At 69.9% G+C, this 14,670-nt stretch carries 14 protein-coding genes; 13 read left to right on the forward strand and 1 reads right to left on the reverse strand.

Annotation, left to right across the window (positions count from 1 at the left end; all coding sequences use genetic code 11):
• Window positions 1-638: 638 nt before the first annotated feature.
• The 4 genes from C3492_RS35400 to trpA all read left to right on the forward strand — a co-directional run bounded on the left by C3492_RS35400 (window position 639) and on the right by trpA (window position 4,648).
• A complete protein-coding gene (locus tag C3492_RS35400; protein WP_103816745.1) occupies window positions 639-962 on the forward strand; it encodes an SH3 domain-containing protein in 324 nt (107 codons plus the stop codon).
• Window positions 963-1,210: 248 nt separating this feature from the next.
• Complete coding sequence (locus C3492_RS35405) at window positions 1,211-2,437, forward strand: MFS transporter (protein ID WP_181140714.1); 1,227 nt, start codon at window positions 1,211-1,213, stop codon at window positions 2,435-2,437.
• Window positions 2,438-2,490: 53 nt separating this feature from the next.
• Window positions 2,491-3,774, forward strand: a complete 1,284-nt coding sequence (locus C3492_RS35410; RefSeq protein ID WP_103816747.1) for an ATP-grasp domain-containing protein — start codon at window positions 2,491-2,493, stop codon at window positions 3,772-3,774.
• A gap of 40 nt (window positions 3,775-3,814) precedes the next feature.
• On the forward strand, window positions 3,815-4,648 hold the full coding sequence (gene trpA / locus C3492_RS35415; RefSeq protein WP_103816748.1) for a tryptophan synthase subunit alpha: 834 nt from the start codon (window positions 3,815-3,817) through the stop codon (window positions 4,646-4,648).
• 70 nt (window positions 4,649-4,718) lie between these two features.
• Here the strand turns inward: trpA and C3492_RS35420 are convergent, their stop codons facing one another.
• Window positions 4,719-4,928, reverse strand: coding sequence for a hypothetical protein (locus C3492_RS35420; protein ID WP_103816749.1), 210 nt, complete (start codon window positions 4,926-4,928; stop codon window positions 4,719-4,721).
• A gap of 206 nt (window positions 4,929-5,134) precedes the next feature.
• Here C3492_RS35420 and C3492_RS35425 point away from each other — a divergent pair, with 206 nt between their 5' ends.
• The 9 genes from C3492_RS35425 (at window position 5,135) to C3492_RS35465 (ending at window position 14,596) form a co-directional block, all read left to right on the forward strand.
• Window positions 5,135-5,500, forward strand: coding sequence for a hypothetical protein (locus C3492_RS35425; protein ID WP_103816750.1), 366 nt, complete (start codon window positions 5,135-5,137; stop codon window positions 5,498-5,500).
• Between the two features lie 7 nt (window positions 5,501-5,507).
• Window positions 5,508-5,804: a hypothetical protein gene (locus C3492_RS35430; protein WP_258056072.1), complete on the forward strand. Its 297-nt coding sequence runs from the start codon at window positions 5,508-5,510 to the stop codon at window positions 5,802-5,804.
• A 45-nt stretch (window positions 5,805-5,849) separates the two neighbouring features.
• Window positions 5,850-6,614, forward strand: coding sequence for a hypothetical protein (locus tag C3492_RS35435; protein ID WP_258056073.1), 765 nt, complete (start codon window positions 5,850-5,852; stop codon window positions 6,612-6,614).
• Window positions 6,611-8,086: a hypothetical protein gene (locus C3492_RS35440; protein WP_146075747.1), complete on the forward strand. Its 1,476-nt coding sequence runs from the start codon at window positions 6,611-6,613 to the stop codon at window positions 8,084-8,086. Before C3492_RS35435 ends, C3492_RS35440 begins: the two co-directional genes overlap by 4 nt.
• Window positions 8,083-9,534: an SCO6880 family protein gene (locus tag C3492_RS35445; protein ID WP_258056074.1), complete on the forward strand. Its 1,452-nt coding sequence runs from the start codon at window positions 8,083-8,085 to the stop codon at window positions 9,532-9,534. The genes C3492_RS35440 and C3492_RS35445 overlap by 4 nt, the downstream gene beginning before the upstream one ends.
• An 18-nt stretch (window positions 9,535-9,552) precedes the next feature.
• Entirely contained in the window at window positions 9,553-11,130 is a 1,578-nt protein-coding gene (locus C3492_RS35450; protein WP_103816753.1) for an ATP-binding protein, read from the forward strand.
• Window positions 11,127-12,866: a type IV secretory system conjugative DNA transfer family protein gene (locus C3492_RS35455; RefSeq protein ID WP_103816754.1), complete on the forward strand. Its 1,740-nt coding sequence runs from the start codon at window positions 11,127-11,129 to the stop codon at window positions 12,864-12,866. The genes C3492_RS35450 and C3492_RS35455 overlap by 4 nt, the downstream gene beginning before the upstream one ends.
• Complete coding sequence (locus C3492_RS35460) at window positions 12,856-13,440, forward strand: DUF4913 domain-containing protein (protein WP_258056075.1); 585 nt, start codon at window positions 12,856-12,858, stop codon at window positions 13,438-13,440. Before C3492_RS35455 ends, C3492_RS35460 begins: the two co-directional genes overlap by 11 nt.
• Window positions 13,441-13,540: 100 nt before the next feature.
• Window positions 13,541-14,596 (forward strand): bifunctional lytic transglycosylase/C40 family peptidase, encoded by a 1,056-nt coding sequence (locus C3492_RS35465; protein WP_103816755.1) that lies wholly within the window; start codon window positions 13,541-13,543, stop codon window positions 14,594-14,596.
• Window positions 14,597-14,670 lie beyond the last annotated feature (74 nt).

Genomic DNA, 14,670 nt, shown 5'->3' on the forward strand with positions numbered 1-14,670 from the left:
GCACAATCACTGTGCTCACTACACCGGCGTTGATTTCCCTTCCTGCGCGTGGAAGAGTCACGATCATCCAACCAGTCCTGTGGTCGGTTTTACAGCCGGTCCGGGGAGGCGTGACCGACGGTCTCAAGCCATGGGTCGGTTTTCTGTTCGCGCAGCTGACCGGCTTCAGAGTGCGGGGGTCCGCGGCGGTGCTGCGCACTGATCCGCCTTCGACCGGAACACCACAGAACAGGTTGGAGGCGGCCGGACCTTGATTCATGCAGGAACGGCCGCGCACGACCACACCAGACCGGATCTCCATCCGAGGGGGGACAGGCCAACGTGAGCCACCACGTCGGCCTGCAGGAGGACCAGTCCACCGCACCCGGCGGTAGGCAGGGGAGGACTGGTCCTCCTCACACCCTTGGTTGGCCCGGTCACCACTGACTCGCCCAAGTCAGCGCCCATCCAGCGAGACGCCCAATCCGATCGCTGGGGGCACTCCCGCAGGCGTGCGCAACCACGTCATGCAGGTCGGCACGCCCGGCGTGAGAAGCACGCCGGGACTCGGGTCGGCCGGAGCACGGAGGCCCCCAGCTCTCACACAGGAGGCCTCCGTGCCCATTCCACATCGCTCTCGGCACCGCCTTGTGCGGCGCATGAGGCAGACTGCCGCCGTTTCGGCCGTGTCGATCGCCCTCATCGGCGGAGCGGTAGCCCTGGCGCCGGCCGCGACGGCCGTGGGCCAGTCCGCCTGCTCCGGCCCGACCTACAACCTCCCCGTCCGCACCAACACGGGCAGCGTCAACCTGCGTTCGGGCCCCGGTACCTCTTACTCGTCCAAGGGCCTGCTTTCCAAGGGCACCAAGGCGACCTGGATCTGCGACAACTCCCGAGAGAGCTGGGCTTACGTGAAGATCAAGTCGGGGGTCCACAAGGGCACCTTCGGCTGGGTCAGCAGTCGGTATATCGAAAGCGACTGATCAGCCTTCACACCGACGAGGTCCCGGCGCGTAACGCTCCGACCGGACCTCCCCGCTGACTCCCGGTCAGGCGTTCCCGTGACTGGCCGGGTGCGGCCGAGTGCCGTGGCTCCGGCCGCGATGCTCCGGCCCCGTGGGGTGCCGTCGTCCCCCTGGCGGCGCCCCACGGACTGTCCCTCACTCCCACCAGGACCTGACGCCCGGAATCGGTCAGACGTCAGGTTTCTCCCATGCCATCAGGAGTGCCCGTGCCCGCCACCCTGTCCGCCGCCCGTCCAGCTGCTCCGCAGGCACCCTTTGCAGTACGCCGGAGCACCAGGCAGGTGTGGGTGCTCGTCGTCGGGGCCGGTGCAGTCCGCGCAGCTGGGTTCTCCTATCCGTTCCTCGGCTATCGTCTCTCCGACCTCGGGTACACGGCCGGGGGTATCAGCGCGGTCCTCGCCCTGTACGGCGTGGGCTGGCTCGCCGGCCAGGTCGTCTGGGGGCGCCTGTCCGACACGGTGGGCCGTCGTGCCACCCTCGTCAGCTCGATGCTGATGGCGGCGGTGGTCCTGCCGTGCCTGGCCGGTGCCACTGGCCCGATCGCCATAGGTGTCTCTGCCGTCCTGGCAGGGGCCGTGTTCGATGCCCCGCGGCCAGTCGTCTCGGCGGTCGTCGCCGACCAGATCGACGACGCCGCGACCCGTGCGAGGGTTACCGGCTGGCGCCACTTCGCCACCAACGTGGGTGCCGCGATCACCGGAGCGGCGGGTGGACTGCTCGCCGGCACGACCGGCCTCCCGGCGCTGTTCTGGGTCAATGCGGTGGCCTGCGCGGTCTTCGCGCTGGTCGCGCTCCGCTGCGTGAGTCCGGATCGGCCCCCACGCACTCCGTCCGCCGGGTCCCGCAGCGGCTACCGAGCAGCACTGCGCGACGCGCGGCTCTGGCTCCTTTGGACGGCCAGTGTGTGCACGCTGACACCGCTGGCGGGTCTTTTCAGCATCATGCCGCTGCTGATGACGGACGCGGGACTGCCCGCCTCGGCCTACGGCTGGACCCAGGTCGCCAGCGCGGCCGCCGTGCTCCTGCTGACCCTTCCGCTCAACGGCTGGCTGGCCAAGCGCGCCTGCCGTTCCTCCATGGTGGAGCTGCTCGCCGCCAGCGCGCTCGTGCTCGGGGTCGGCATCGGCTCGGCAGGCCTGGCCACCGCGTCCTGGCAGTATGCCGCCGCCGCGGCCGCCGCCGTGCCCGGCGAGATCGTTGCGTTCGTCGCGGCAACGGCCGTGCTGGACCGCATCACCCCGCCCGACGCCCGAGGGCTGTACGCCGGGATCTGGGGGTCAACCCTGGCCACCGCCATCATCTGTGCCCCCGTGCTCGCAGGCTGGTCCCTCGCTCATGGCGGACCTCAGCTCGTCACCCTGACGACCCTCGCGTGCGGCGCCGCCGGCGCCGCGATCTGCGTGCCACTCGCGCTGCTTCTTCGCCGGAGCTGAGCACCGGGACAGATGCCCCCACCCTCCGTCCTTGACTCGTTTGGAGTGCCGACATGCTGCACAACGCCTCGGCGTCGACCACCGTCCAAGACCGCCCCCTCCTCCTTCTGGGAGCCGGTGCGAGCACCTACCGGGAACACCTGCTCCAGCGGTTCGCCGCGCAGCGCCCGGTGGTGCTAGCGGACAGTGAACAGCCCGACTGGGTTCGGCCCTACGTGCATGACCAGCTGATAGTCGACCTCGCCGACACCGAAGGCGCCTCCGCCGCGGTCAAGCGGTACGCCGAACAGACCCCGCTCAGCGGGATCGGCACCTATATGGAGCACCACGTCGTGCTCGCCGCCCGCCTGGCCAGGCAGCTCGGTCTGCCCGGTGCCGACCCCGAGGCGGTGGCGGCTTGCCGTGACAAGGCGGAGAGCCGCCGACGGTTCGCTGCGCACGGTGTCCCCTCGGCTGACTCGCAACTTGCTGAAGACCAGGAGGCGGCAGTCGAGATCGCACGGCGCATCGGCTATCCCGTCGTGGTGAAACCGAGGGGGATGGCCGGCAGCGCCGGAGTGGTCAAGGCCACCACGGACGATCAGGTGCGCTCCGCATTCCAGCGCGCAGGGTGGGAGACGGTTCTGGGCCTGGACAGCTATGCCGTGCCGGGGGTCCTGGTGGAGGAGTACCTCAGCGGGCCGGAGATCAGCGCGGAGACTGTCGTCTGTGGCGGTGAGGTGACAGTGGTGGCGATCACCCGGAAGCAACTGGGGCCGGAGCCCAGATTCCTCGAAGTCGGGCATTGTGTCGACGCCAGCGATCCGCTGCTGGCCGACGCCAAGGTGACTGCAGCCGTCACGGATGCCGTCCGCGCGCTCGGCCTTGAGGTCGGCGTCCTGCACATCGAGATGCGTCTGACGCGACGTGGACCGGCTCTGATCGAGGTCAACGCGCGACCCGGTGGTGATCTCATCCCGGTCCTCGTGGCTCATGCCACCGGAATCGACCTGGCGGGGGCGGCGACCTCACTGGCCACCGGCTCCGTTCCCGACCTGACCCCCATCCGTCAGCGAGCGGCCGCAGTGCGGTTCGCCTACCCGGACCGCAGCGGCGTGGTGACGAGACTGTACGCACCCGCCTCCCTCCGCTTCGAGGCGTGGCTGGAGCGGCTGGTGTTCACCCGGCAGCCCGGCGACCAGGCCGTGACCCCGCCGCAATCCATCAGCGAGCGGCTGGCCCACTGGGTCGTCACCGGTGCGGACCGGAGCGAGTGCGAGCGACGGCTTGCCGCCGTACGGTCCCAGATCGCCCTGGAGGTCGGCGCACCGACACGAACGACCAACTGCTCTCGCTGACCACCTGCCCGCGCCGCCCTCTGCTTTGGAGCCAACACCCATGGCCCTCACCATGCCGCCGTCCTGGTCGGCCGCCCGCCTCAACTACGCCCTCGATGTCAGCAGGGACCAGAGGCGGGCCGCGCTCGGCCTGTACCTGCCTGTCGGCTACCCGACCCGCGACTCCAGCATGGATGCACTGCACCTCATGGCCCAGGCAGCCGACGTCCTGGAGCTGGGCATCCCGCACACTGACCCCCACCTCGACGGACCAGTCATCCGGCAGGCAGCAGCACAAGCGCTCGACGCAGGCTTCCAGATGCCCGACCTGTTCCGGGCCGCCACCGAACTGACCGCCGCTACCACCGCGGCGCTGCTGGTCATGTCGTACTGGGCGCCCATCCACCGATACGGCGCTCAGGCCTTCGCCAACGAGCTGGCGGCGGCCGGCGGCGCGGGCGTACTCATCCCCGATCTGCCGGAGACGGCGGCCTCGGCCTGGCAGGCGACGGCCCGCGCCGCAGGACTGCATACCGTCACGCTCATCCCGCCTCACGCGTCCGCCGCTCACCTGGCTGCCATCGGTGCCACCACCAGTGGCCTGGTCTACGCCCCTGCCACCCCCGGCGTCACCGGCGCCCAGCGCCCCCTCAGCCCCTATCTGCCACGCCTCGTTCGTCGGCTCCGATCCGCAACCGGTCTGCCCGTCGCCGTCGGCATCGGCATCAGCACGCCGAGCCAGGCCGCCCAGGTCTCCGCGTACGCCGACGCAGCGGTGGTCGGCTCAGCCGTCATCCGCCGCATGCAGGACCGCCCGAACGCCCCGGCAACAGCCGCTGCCGAAGCCGCCCGCGAATTCGCCGACGGGATCCGCAGCGTCCATCGTGCGGCCTGACCGCCGAGCGCGACCGCTGTTGTGCGTGGTCGACACGGTGCGTCCCGAGTGGCTGTGTTCACGGGCCGGGTCACCCTGCCGGGTCGGTGTCGCCTCCCCTGGCGAGAGTCCTCCGCCTAGCCGCGGAGATCACCGGCTGGGGCCCGAGCACGCCGCGGGCGCGCAGCTCGTCCAGGTCGGGCAGGCGGATGCCGGGCAGGGAATCGAGCAGGTCGGCCTCAACAGCGCGGATGGACACGGGCGTCTGAGGGCCGGTGCCCAGGTGGCGGCGGACAGTCACTCGATCATCGTACGCACGGTGCACGCCCGGCTGCTGAATCCGGCGAACCCGAGATCACGACCTTCAAGCGCAGGTAGAAGAGGGGAAGTTGCGGCGTGATTACCCATCCAGAGCGAGCAACCCCAGACGCCGGGGCCGCGGTAGCCCTGCGATACGCGCTGATTCCCTGCACTGGCTCTCGCCTCGCGCAGGAGACGGTCGCCTGCATGCTCGACCCGGAGGCATCGGGGGCGGCCCGACTGTTGCACGCCGGTGAATCTCTTCCGTACGGAGCACGACCGGTCCTGCTGGCCGACACCACGGTGTACGGCGCGGTGTCGGTCGAACGCATGCTGCGCGCCTGGACGACAGCGCTGCCCCGGCCGTGGCTGTTGCTGATCGCGGATGCGCCCATGCGACCGGCGGCGGCGGCCCGGTACCGCTTCAGGGCCCTTCGGTCCCGGCTGGCCGGCATCGCCACGGTGCCGTACCTGCCAGCTCTGCGGGCGGTCGAGGGGGCCAACGAGGCCCTGAAGGACAAGGACGTTATGGCCGCTGCCGCGAAACTGCGGCGCGAGATGGAAGGAAAATGATCAGGCGATGATCATGCACACGGTCACGCACCTGGTCGTGCTCGCCGACGGGCTCATTCCCGGGGCCAAGCCGACCAAGATTCCTGGCCTGTCCGACCCCGTAGCCCGCCTGTTCGGGTACGGCCTGTGGTTGATCATGCTGGCCGGCGTCGGTGGCGTCGGGTTCGGTCTCTTCAAGCTGGCGGTCTCGGACAAGTCCCGTCATGGCGGCGGAAGTGAGTCGTTCAAATGGATGGGGTCCGGTGTGGTGGCGATCCTTTTGTCCAGTTCGCTGATCTCCATCCTCAACGGCGTCGCGGGCTAGGGGGCAGGGGTGTCGCGGACCAGGGGGACATGGAACACGAAGGGCGTGTGGGCCACCGGAGTGGCCCTCGCCGCGGTGGTGGGCCTGACGGGCTACCTGGCGCTCAGCGGTGGGAGCGACAGTGGCCACGAGGGCACGGGAGCGGGCGGAGCGAAGCCCGGCGTTTCCAGCTCGGCCAGTGCCACCCCGGCCTACCAGGTGCCTGACGACTGGACGGAACCGGACCGGTGGGCCGCTCTGCCGCGCGGTGCGCGGACCGACAAGTGGGGCAGTGAGGTCGACTACCCGCAGACGACAAACGGTGCGGTGGCGATGCTGGCAGCCGCTCAGTCCACCACCGTCGACGAGCAGAAGTCGACCGTGGACGAGCATCTACGGATCTACCACTCCTACATCGCGGCCCAAGACCAGAGCGGGGCGGCCGCCGAACGCGTGGAACTGGGGGCCGTGCAGACCGACAAGACCCTGCACCGGCAGATGGGCGTCAAGCCGGGCAGCCCATTGCCGTCCGGCGCATACGTGCGCACGGCCGTGGTCGGTTTCAAGGTCATCAAGGATTCGACGGACGAGGTGAGTGTCTGGCTGCTTACCCGCGTGGTGCAGAAGAACGGCGAGACCGCTAAGGAGCAGGTCGCCTTCACCCGCAGCGTGGTGGCCGCGCGCTGGGAGCACGGCGACTGGAAGACGTCCGCAGAGGCGACCGTGGCCGCCCAGCGCCAGGTGCAGGGGCAGCCCAAACCGGCCGGCGCCGCGCCCGGCGACGAGAAGTTCAACCGCGCCGGGTGGACGGCGATCCGGGAGGCGTCGTGAGACGCCTGGCGGGCCTCCTGATCGCCCTGATCGCTGTGTTGGGCCTGACGCTGACCGGCGCCCAGTCGGCCGTCGCCGACGGGCCGATCGCGGGCGGCGCGGACATCGCGTGCGAAATCGCCGGTGGGGGCGTGATCGGTGACGTCATCGGCAGTGTCACGGGTGGGGACGACCCCGGCGTGTGCGAGATCGTCGGTCACGAGGTCGAGAAACGGATCCACCAGGCCTGGAAGGCCGTGTGGGACAGCATCCTCGGTGACGTCATCAACTCTGCCAAAGACGTCGTCAAATGGGTCATCAAGAAGGTCCTGACCGTCGCGCTGCAGGGCCCCTCGATCGATCTGGCGGGCACCGGACTGTTCGGATCGCAGGCGACGTTGGCAGGCATGCTGACCTGGCTCGGTCTGGTCATCGCCACGTTCGGGGCGATGTGGCAGATCGGCAAGATGGCCGTCACAGGTCAGAGCAGACACATCGGACGCGCGATGCTCGGCTGGGTGGAGTCCACCCTGTTCTCCGCCGTTGGGGTGGGACTGATCGCGGTCCTGGTCACGGCCGGGGACGCGATGACCAACGGGCTTGTCGACGCCACCTTCAAGGACGACGGCGACGCCTACGAGAAGATCGTCAACACGCTCGTCCCCAACGGGGTCAGCAACCCGATCACGATGCTGTGCATCGTGGCCATCTTGCTGCTGGTTGGGTTCGTGCAGCTCATCATGATCTTCCTGCGGCAGAGCGCCATCCCGATCCAGTGCCTGCTGCTGCCCGTGGCCGGCGGCGGCCGCACCGGCGGCGAGACCACCCGCCAGTGGGCCCCTCGGCTGGTCACCTCGATCTGTGTGGTGATCGCCTACAAGCCGATGCTGGCCATCATCATCTGCGCAGGTTTCAGCGAGTTCGGGCACTCGCACACCCTCGCCGAGTGGCTCCGTGGCTGCGCGACGCTCATCCTTGCCGTCCTCGCGCCGGGCCCGCTCACCAAGCTGTTCGCTCCCTTCGGGGAGGCAGTCGGGACCGGGCTGGCGTCCGGGGGCATCGGAGGTGCGTTCGCCAGTGCCGGAACATTCCTTGCGGGCCGCATGGGCACGGAGCGGGAATCGGGGGAGGGCGCTGGCCCCGCAACACCCATGCAGCATGCCCAGTACGTCGCGCAGAGCATGGGCGGTCAAGGCGGCCAGGGCGGCAGCGGAGACGCCGGTGAGGACGGCGGGCAGGGCAGTGACGCCCAGCTCCAGGCCACCCGCAACGCCTCCGGCAGCCGGGTGCCGGGCCAGTCCACCGGAGATCCGGCGGTCACGGGTACGAACGGTTCCAACGCCGCTACACCGAGCGGACAGACCCCCGGTGTCGCCACCGGCGCAGGCAGGCCGGTCGCCGGCGGCGCCGTGGCCATCCAGGTCCTGGACGGCATCAACAACGGCGTCCAGGGCGCGGGCGGGCAGATCGGAAACGGGGGCAACTCCCAGTGACCACCCATGAGGTACCCAAGGCGTTGATGGCCGACGGCTTTCGCGTACGGCGTGAGTTCGGCTTCGCCGGACTGAACAAGACGGCGACGATGGTCGCCGCCTGTGTCCTGGTCGCGGACGGTCTCATCGCCACACAGGCCCCCATCACTCTCCTGGTCACCCTCCCGGTGACGCTGGGGATTTTCGCGCTGGCCGCGGCCCGCCGGCACGGCATGTCCGCGCTGTCCTACTACTGGGCCCGGCTGTCATGGCGGCGGGCCGCCCGGGCCGAGGCCACCTCCTACCGGCGGATCCTGCTGCCGCACCCCTACGGGCTCGACCTGCCCGGCGTGGGCGCCAGCAGCACCTTGATCAAGGCCTACGACCCGACCACCGGCAAGGACGTAGGCGTAGTGCACGACCGCGTCAGTGGCCGCATGACCGTCACCACGCTGCTGGCACCCGGCGGCACCCTGATGGCCCCCACCGGGACCGTGCAGTCCAACCTGCGCACTTGGTCGGCCGTGCTGGACGCAATGAGCACGGATGAGCAGATCAAAGGCGCGAGCGTCACCATCCAGATCACCCCAGGCGCGGGGGAAGCCCTCGCGGACGACGTGCGGGCCCGCAGAGACCCGGGCGCACCAGCCCTGGCCAGGCGAATCGTTGACGAGCTGGTCCGCACGACCCCGCACGCGACGGCGAGCGTGGCGCCCTGGATGTCCGTCGTAGTGGACCCGACCGCGTCGGCCAACCCACCGCAGGAGCTATCCGAGCAGGTCGCCGAGACACTGCGGGTGGTGGACTCCCTGGACCTGTCCGGAACCGGGGCCGACATCCTGCGTCGCGCAACCGACGTCGACCTGCGACGCATCGTCCGCAGCGCCTACGACCCGTCCGTCTTCAATGCACGCGACGCAGACTTCGCCGAACTGTCCTGGGCGGAATGCGGGCCCCAGGCAGCCGACGACGCCTGGACCGAGTACGCGCATGACGGCGGGGTCTCCACCAGCTGGGTGCTGCGCGAGATGCCTCGCCGCCCGATCTCCTACAGCGTGCTGCTGCCCCTGCTCGCCCCGGGCCGCTTCCAGCGCCGGATCACCCTGGCCTACCGGGTGCTCGACCCGCACGAGGGCGAGGCGGTGCTGGAGCGGGAGATCAGTCACGCCTACCAGCGCGCCCAGGCAACCGCCGAGGTCAAGGGGCGCGCCAAGTGGTCGCAGAAGGCCGACGCACAGCGCGCCGAGCAGGCCGCCGCCCAGGTGGCCGGCGGCTCCCAGGTGGTCGACTGGACGCTCATGGTCACCGTCACCGCCCGCAGCACCGACGAGTTGCCCGCCGCCCGCCAGGAGCTGGAACGCGCAGTCAAGGCCACCCGGGGGATCCGGATGCGGCCCGCCTACGGAGCGCAGGCTGCGGTTTTCGCGGCCCAACTGCCGATCGGCTACAACCCGCTGGTCCAGGACTGAGAGAGGGGGACCACCACGATGGCACGCAAGTCCCGGCTGCCGGAGGTGACCACGCCCAAGCGGCTCACCCGGCCGGTCGAACAGGCCCCGCCCCGCGAGGACCGCCGGTCCGGCAAGAAGCACCGCTTCGCGCCCCGCCGGGGCTGGGGAGGTCGGTTCGGCGGACGGGCGCCGGTGGAGGACACCGGGACCGTCTACACCGGACCCACCAGCCAGGTCGGCAGCCTCTACCCCTGGCTGCTCGGGGCGGGCCTCCCGCCGCGCGGGGTCCCGGTCGGCCGGGACGTCCTGACCGGGGAACTCGCCTGCATCGACCCCTCCGGCTGGACCGGCCAGTACACCACCAACCCCGGTGTCTGGGTGATGAGCCAGCCCGGCGCGGGCAAGAGCGCTCTGGTCAAACGGATCTGCCTGGTCTACTCCGCCTACGGGCACATGATGGTCTGCCCCGGCGACGTCAAGGGCGAGTACACCGCCCTGGTGAAAGAACTCGGCGGTTCGGTCGTGCGCATCGGCGACGGCGTCGGCCGCATCAACCCGCTCGACTCCGGCCCGCTGCGCGGGCGTGTGCAGTCACTGCCGGTCGACCGACGGCAGGCGCTTCTCGACGTCCTGAACGGGCGCCGCCTGGAGACACTGGTCGCGCTGCTGTCCACCAAGCACGGTCTGGGCCGCAGCCCGGACGAGGTCGAGCGCAGCGCACTCGACACGGCCGTTTATCTCGCGTCGGCCGCCCAGGAGTCGGGCAGCGACCCCATCGTCACGGACGTCACCGATGTGCTGCGGGCCGCGCCGGAGCCGCTGCGGGTCAAGCTCGCGGCTGAGGGCGAGACCTACCAGAACCTCACCCGATCGGTCATCGCCGGGCTCGACAACCTCGTCGGCGGCCCCCTGCGAGGCCTGTTCGACGGGCCCACCACGGTGCCGCTGGACATCGCGGCACCCGCGGTCTCCGTGGACATTTCCGCCCTGCGGGCCCGAGGCAACGACGTCCTGTCCGCCGGGATGATCGCGACCTGGGCCTACACCTATTCCAGCATCGACTCCGCCCGCAGCATCGGGCTGCTGGACCGCAAACTCGTGCTGCCCATGGATGAGATGTGGCGGGCACTGCGGAGCGGCCCGGGCCTGGTCGACGCCATGGACGCGATCAGCCGCCTGAACCGCGTCACGGACGACGTCACGATCTACGTCACGCACTCCCTGCTCGACGTCGAGGCCCTGCCGACCGAGATGGACCGGGCCAAAGCACGGGGCCTGATGGACCGCTGCGACACCTGGGTGCTCGGCGCCAGCACCACGGAGGAACTCCAACGCGTCACGGGCAAACGCTCGCTGACCGAGCAGGAGATCATGATGGTCAGCTCCTGGTCGTCGGCGACGTCCACCGGCCTGGACGTTGCCCCGAGCTACGACGAGGACGACACCCGCCCGGTCGAGGAGGAGAGCGTCCGGCATCCGGGACGCGGCAAATACTTGATCAAGCTCGGCACGCGGCCGGGCATCGCCGCCTCGCTCGAACTCACCTCAACCGAGCAGCGGCTGTACCGGACGGACGCCAACCGGCGCCGGACCACGGGGGTGGGTAGCAGATGATGACCGAGAACGACCGGATGTGGGCCGCCGCCGGGATCCTGTTCGGCGGGGTGGCCACCCTGTCCGCCGCCACCTGGGCCGGAGCTGCCACCGGTGCGGTCCTCACCGGTGAGGACGTCGCCCCCGCCTCACCGCTGACCGTCTACCGCATGGCCTCCGACTGGGCCTCGGTGTGGCCGCACTCCCAGACCGCGTCGGCCGTCGGCGCCGGCCTGGTCGACCTGGCCGTCACCGTCCTGATGGTGTGGGCGCTGCGCGTCGCCTTTCGCTGGTTCCGCAACCCCAGCCATCTCGCAACCCTGTACCAGGTACGGGAGCTGACCCCCAAGCGCGCCGCCCGCACCGCGACCCGGCTGCGCGCCTCACTCAAAAACGTCAAGCCAGGCAACGTCAAGCGGGCCGACCGCGGCGTGCTGCTCGGCGACCACATGCCGTCGGGTGTGGAGCTGCGCGGCTCCGACGAGGACACCTTCGCCGCCATCATGGCGCCCCGCGCTGGCAAGTCCACCGCGATCGCCATACCGGTGGCGGAAGAAGCCCCCGGCCCCCTGCTGATGACGTCGAACAAGCCCGACGTCTACGCGGCGACCATCGCCAGCCGCTCCATGGTCGGCCAACCGTGGATCTTCGACACCCAAGGCGTGGCCCAGTCCGAGCGGCGCATGTGGTGGGACATGATCGCCCAGGCGGAGACGCTGGAAGGTGCCGAACGGCTCGCCAGCCACTTCATCACCCAGATCAGGTCCGAGCAGGCCGACCCGTTCTGGCACCAGTCCGCCCAGGACCTCCTCGTCGGCCTCTTCCGTGCCGCCTGGTGGGACGGTGGCACCGTCCGCGACGTGATGCAGTGGCTGTCCGACCCCGCCGAACAAGCGCCCATGCGGATCCTCCATCAGCACGAACCCGTCCTGGCCGAGCAGGTCGAGTCCTCCGTCTCGATCGCGCCGGAAACCCAGAGCGGGATCTACCAGAACGCCCGTACGGCGGTCTCGGCGCTGCGCGACGAACGGGTGCTGGCCTGGGTGATGCCGGACAAGAACTGGCCTGCGTTCGACCCTGAACACTTCGTCACCAGCAAGGACACGCTTTACCTGTTGTCCAAAAAGGGCGGCCCGTCCAGCGCCGTGGTCGCCGCGCTCGCCGACGCCGTCTTCACGGCCGGCGCCGAGGCGGGTGAACGCAACGGCGGCCGTCTGCCAGAGCCGATGCGTGCGGTCCTGGACGAGGCCGCCAACATCTGCAGGATCGCTGACCTGCCCGACCTGTACTCGCACCTGGGCAGCCGGGGGATCACGCCGTATGTGATCCTCCAGTCGTACCGGCAGGGCGTGATGGCCTGGGGTGAGGTCGGCATGGACGCCATGTGGTCCGCCGCCACGCGGAAACTGATCGGTGTCGGCATCGACGACTGGAACTTCGCTCAGGGCGTCTCCACCCTGGTCGGCGCACACTTCGTCAACCGCAGCTCGCATTCCAAGTCCAAGGACGGCTCCTCCTACAGCGTTAGCGAGCAGCGCGAGCAGGTCATGGACCCCGCCGAGATCCGAGCTATGCGCAAGGGGACCGCCCTGCTGCTGTCGACCGGCATGCCCGTCGCCCAGATCGCCCTGCGCCCCTGGTACGAGGAAAAGGCCATGGCCCACATCGGTCCAGCAATGGAGAACGAGGAGTACGCCATCACCAAGAGGGCCGTCGCGGCGTACGAGGAGCGGAAGGCTGCGCGCCGTGGCCGATGACATGCCCGACTTCGACGTCCCCGTGGGCATGTTCCAGGACGTCGAGGACATCAAGGCCAGGGTCGCCCGCCTGGAAGCCCTGGTGCAGACGCTCGCCGGCGGTGAGTTCGACAGCGAAGTGGGGGAGGCGCCCGAGGAGACGACGGCCGACGAGGACACGGACGGCCCGGCCGACCCCGAGGACGACTGGAAGTACCCGCCCTTCATCCTGCTGCTGGACTCGCCCGAGTACGACGACGAGCTGCGCGCTCTGACTGAGTGGGTCGAGGGCGTCCTCGTTCCCGGCTACCTTGCCTCGCCGAGCGCTGACGCCCGCTGGTGCCACCTGTGGTGGGAGCACCCTGTCGCCATTGCCCGCCTGCATGCCCTTTGGCTGGCCTGGCAGGAGTGCACCGACCCGGCCTCCTGTGGCTACACCGGGCCCAGCGTCTGGCACCGCGACCACCTCGATCCGTGTATGCGCGAACTGCGCTCGTCCACCGGGCCGTTCCAGGGCTGCACCAAGACCGAGCACCAGGTCGCCCACCGCATGCCCAGCACGGTGCCCAGCGCATGGCGTCAGGAAGGCTCCTGACGAGGGGCATTCGACGGCCGGGTGGGGCATCGCGTGCTCTCGTACGGCAGCACGTCGCAGCACGTAAGCACCGCCGAAGAGACAAGCAACGGGGGAGGACATGAAAGGGCTCATCCGGGCCGGTGCCGCGGTCGCTGCCTTCTTAGTGCTGGCGATCACCGGCATGGTGGCGCTGGTGCTAGCCGACGACGCCGCCGAGGCCACCGAGATATCCGACGGCGGCCACGGGCTGCGCGGCGTTCCTACCGAGTTCCGTCCCTGGATCCTCAAGGCATCCCAGGCCTGCAAGGAGCCCGAGCTGACTCCTGCGCTGCTGGCCGCCCAGCTCTGGCAGGAGAGCAAGTTCAAGACCACGAAAAAGGAGGCCACCAGTGAGGCCGGCGCCCAGGGCCCGGCCCAGTTCATGCCAGCGACCTGGGCCACCTGGGGACGCGACGACGACGGCAACGGGGAGGCCTCACCCTGGGACATAGGCGATGCCGTCATGGCGCAGGGCCGAATGATGTGCTCCCTGCTCAAGCAGGCCAAAAGCAGCGGATACCCGGGCGACGTCCGCGCGCTTGCCCTCGCCGGGTACAACGCCGGGTGGAACGCCGTCGAAACCGCCCGGGGCGTCCCCCGCTACGCGGAGACCCAGAACTACGTGCAGATCATCCTGTCCAGCATGCGCCGCTTCCAAGGTCCCGCCCTGGTGGAGGTCGCCGGATCAGGAGACGGACCGGACGCCGTACGCAAGGCCGCCGCCCGTATCGGCACGCCATACTCCTACGGCGGCGGCGGGCCCGACGGCCCCAGCACCGGCTTCTGCGACGGACACAACGGCTACCTCAACGGCCGCTGCGCCGCCTCCAGCACCGTCGGTTTCGACTGCTCCTCGCTGGTGCAATACGCCTACTGGCCCGACCTCAAGCTGCCCCGGACCGCGGCCGCGCAATACGGCGCCACATCCGACCGTCCTGTCTCCCGCAGCGACCTGAAGGTCGGCGACCTGCTGTTCTGGTCGCACGGCGGCAACTCCGGCTCGATCTACCACGTCGCCATGTACGCCGGAGACGGCAACGTCGTCCAAGCACCGCGCACCGGAAAGCACGTGGAGCTGGCTCCCCTGACCTCCGCCATGCCCGAACGCGACTACTACGGCGCGACCCGCCCGTGACGCTCAGGCAAGGGAAGAGTTCGTGCGCTGCCCGGTAGTAACTATCGTGGGCGCTGGCGTGGTTGCGCACGCCG

The sequence above is a fragment of the Streptomyces sp. Ru62 genome (assembly GCF_002920615.1).
Taxonomy (GTDB): domain Bacteria; phylum Actinomycetota; class Actinomycetes; order Streptomycetales; family Streptomycetaceae; genus Streptomyces.

Coding starts and splice junctions, on each gene's coding strand:
- C3492_RS35400 (WP_103816745.1), top strand. CDS start 639: ATGAGGCAGACTGCCGCCGTTTCGGCCGTGTCGATCGCCCTCATCGGC.
- C3492_RS35410 (WP_103816747.1), top strand. CDS start 2,491: ATGCTGCACAACGCCTCGGCGTCGACCACCGTCCAAGACCGCCCCCTC.
- trpA (WP_103816748.1), top strand. CDS start 3,815: ATGGCCCTCACCATGCCGCCGTCCTGGTCGGCCGCCCGCCTCAACTAC.
- C3492_RS35425 (WP_103816750.1), top strand. CDS start 5,135: ATGCTCGACCCGGAGGCATCGGGGGCGGCCCGACTGTTGCACGCCGGT.
- C3492_RS35430 (WP_258056072.1), top strand. CDS start 5,508: ATGATCATGCACACGGTCACGCACCTGGTCGTGCTCGCCGACGGGCTC.
- C3492_RS35450 (WP_103816753.1), top strand. CDS start 9,553: ATGGCACGCAAGTCCCGGCTGCCGGAGGTGACCACGCCCAAGCGGCTC.
- C3492_RS35455 (WP_103816754.1), top strand. CDS start 11,127: ATGATGACCGAGAACGACCGGATGTGGGCCGCCGCCGGGATCCTGTTC.
- C3492_RS35465 (WP_103816755.1), top strand. CDS start 13,541: ATGAAAGGGCTCATCCGGGCCGGTGCCGCGGTCGCTGCCTTCTTAGTG.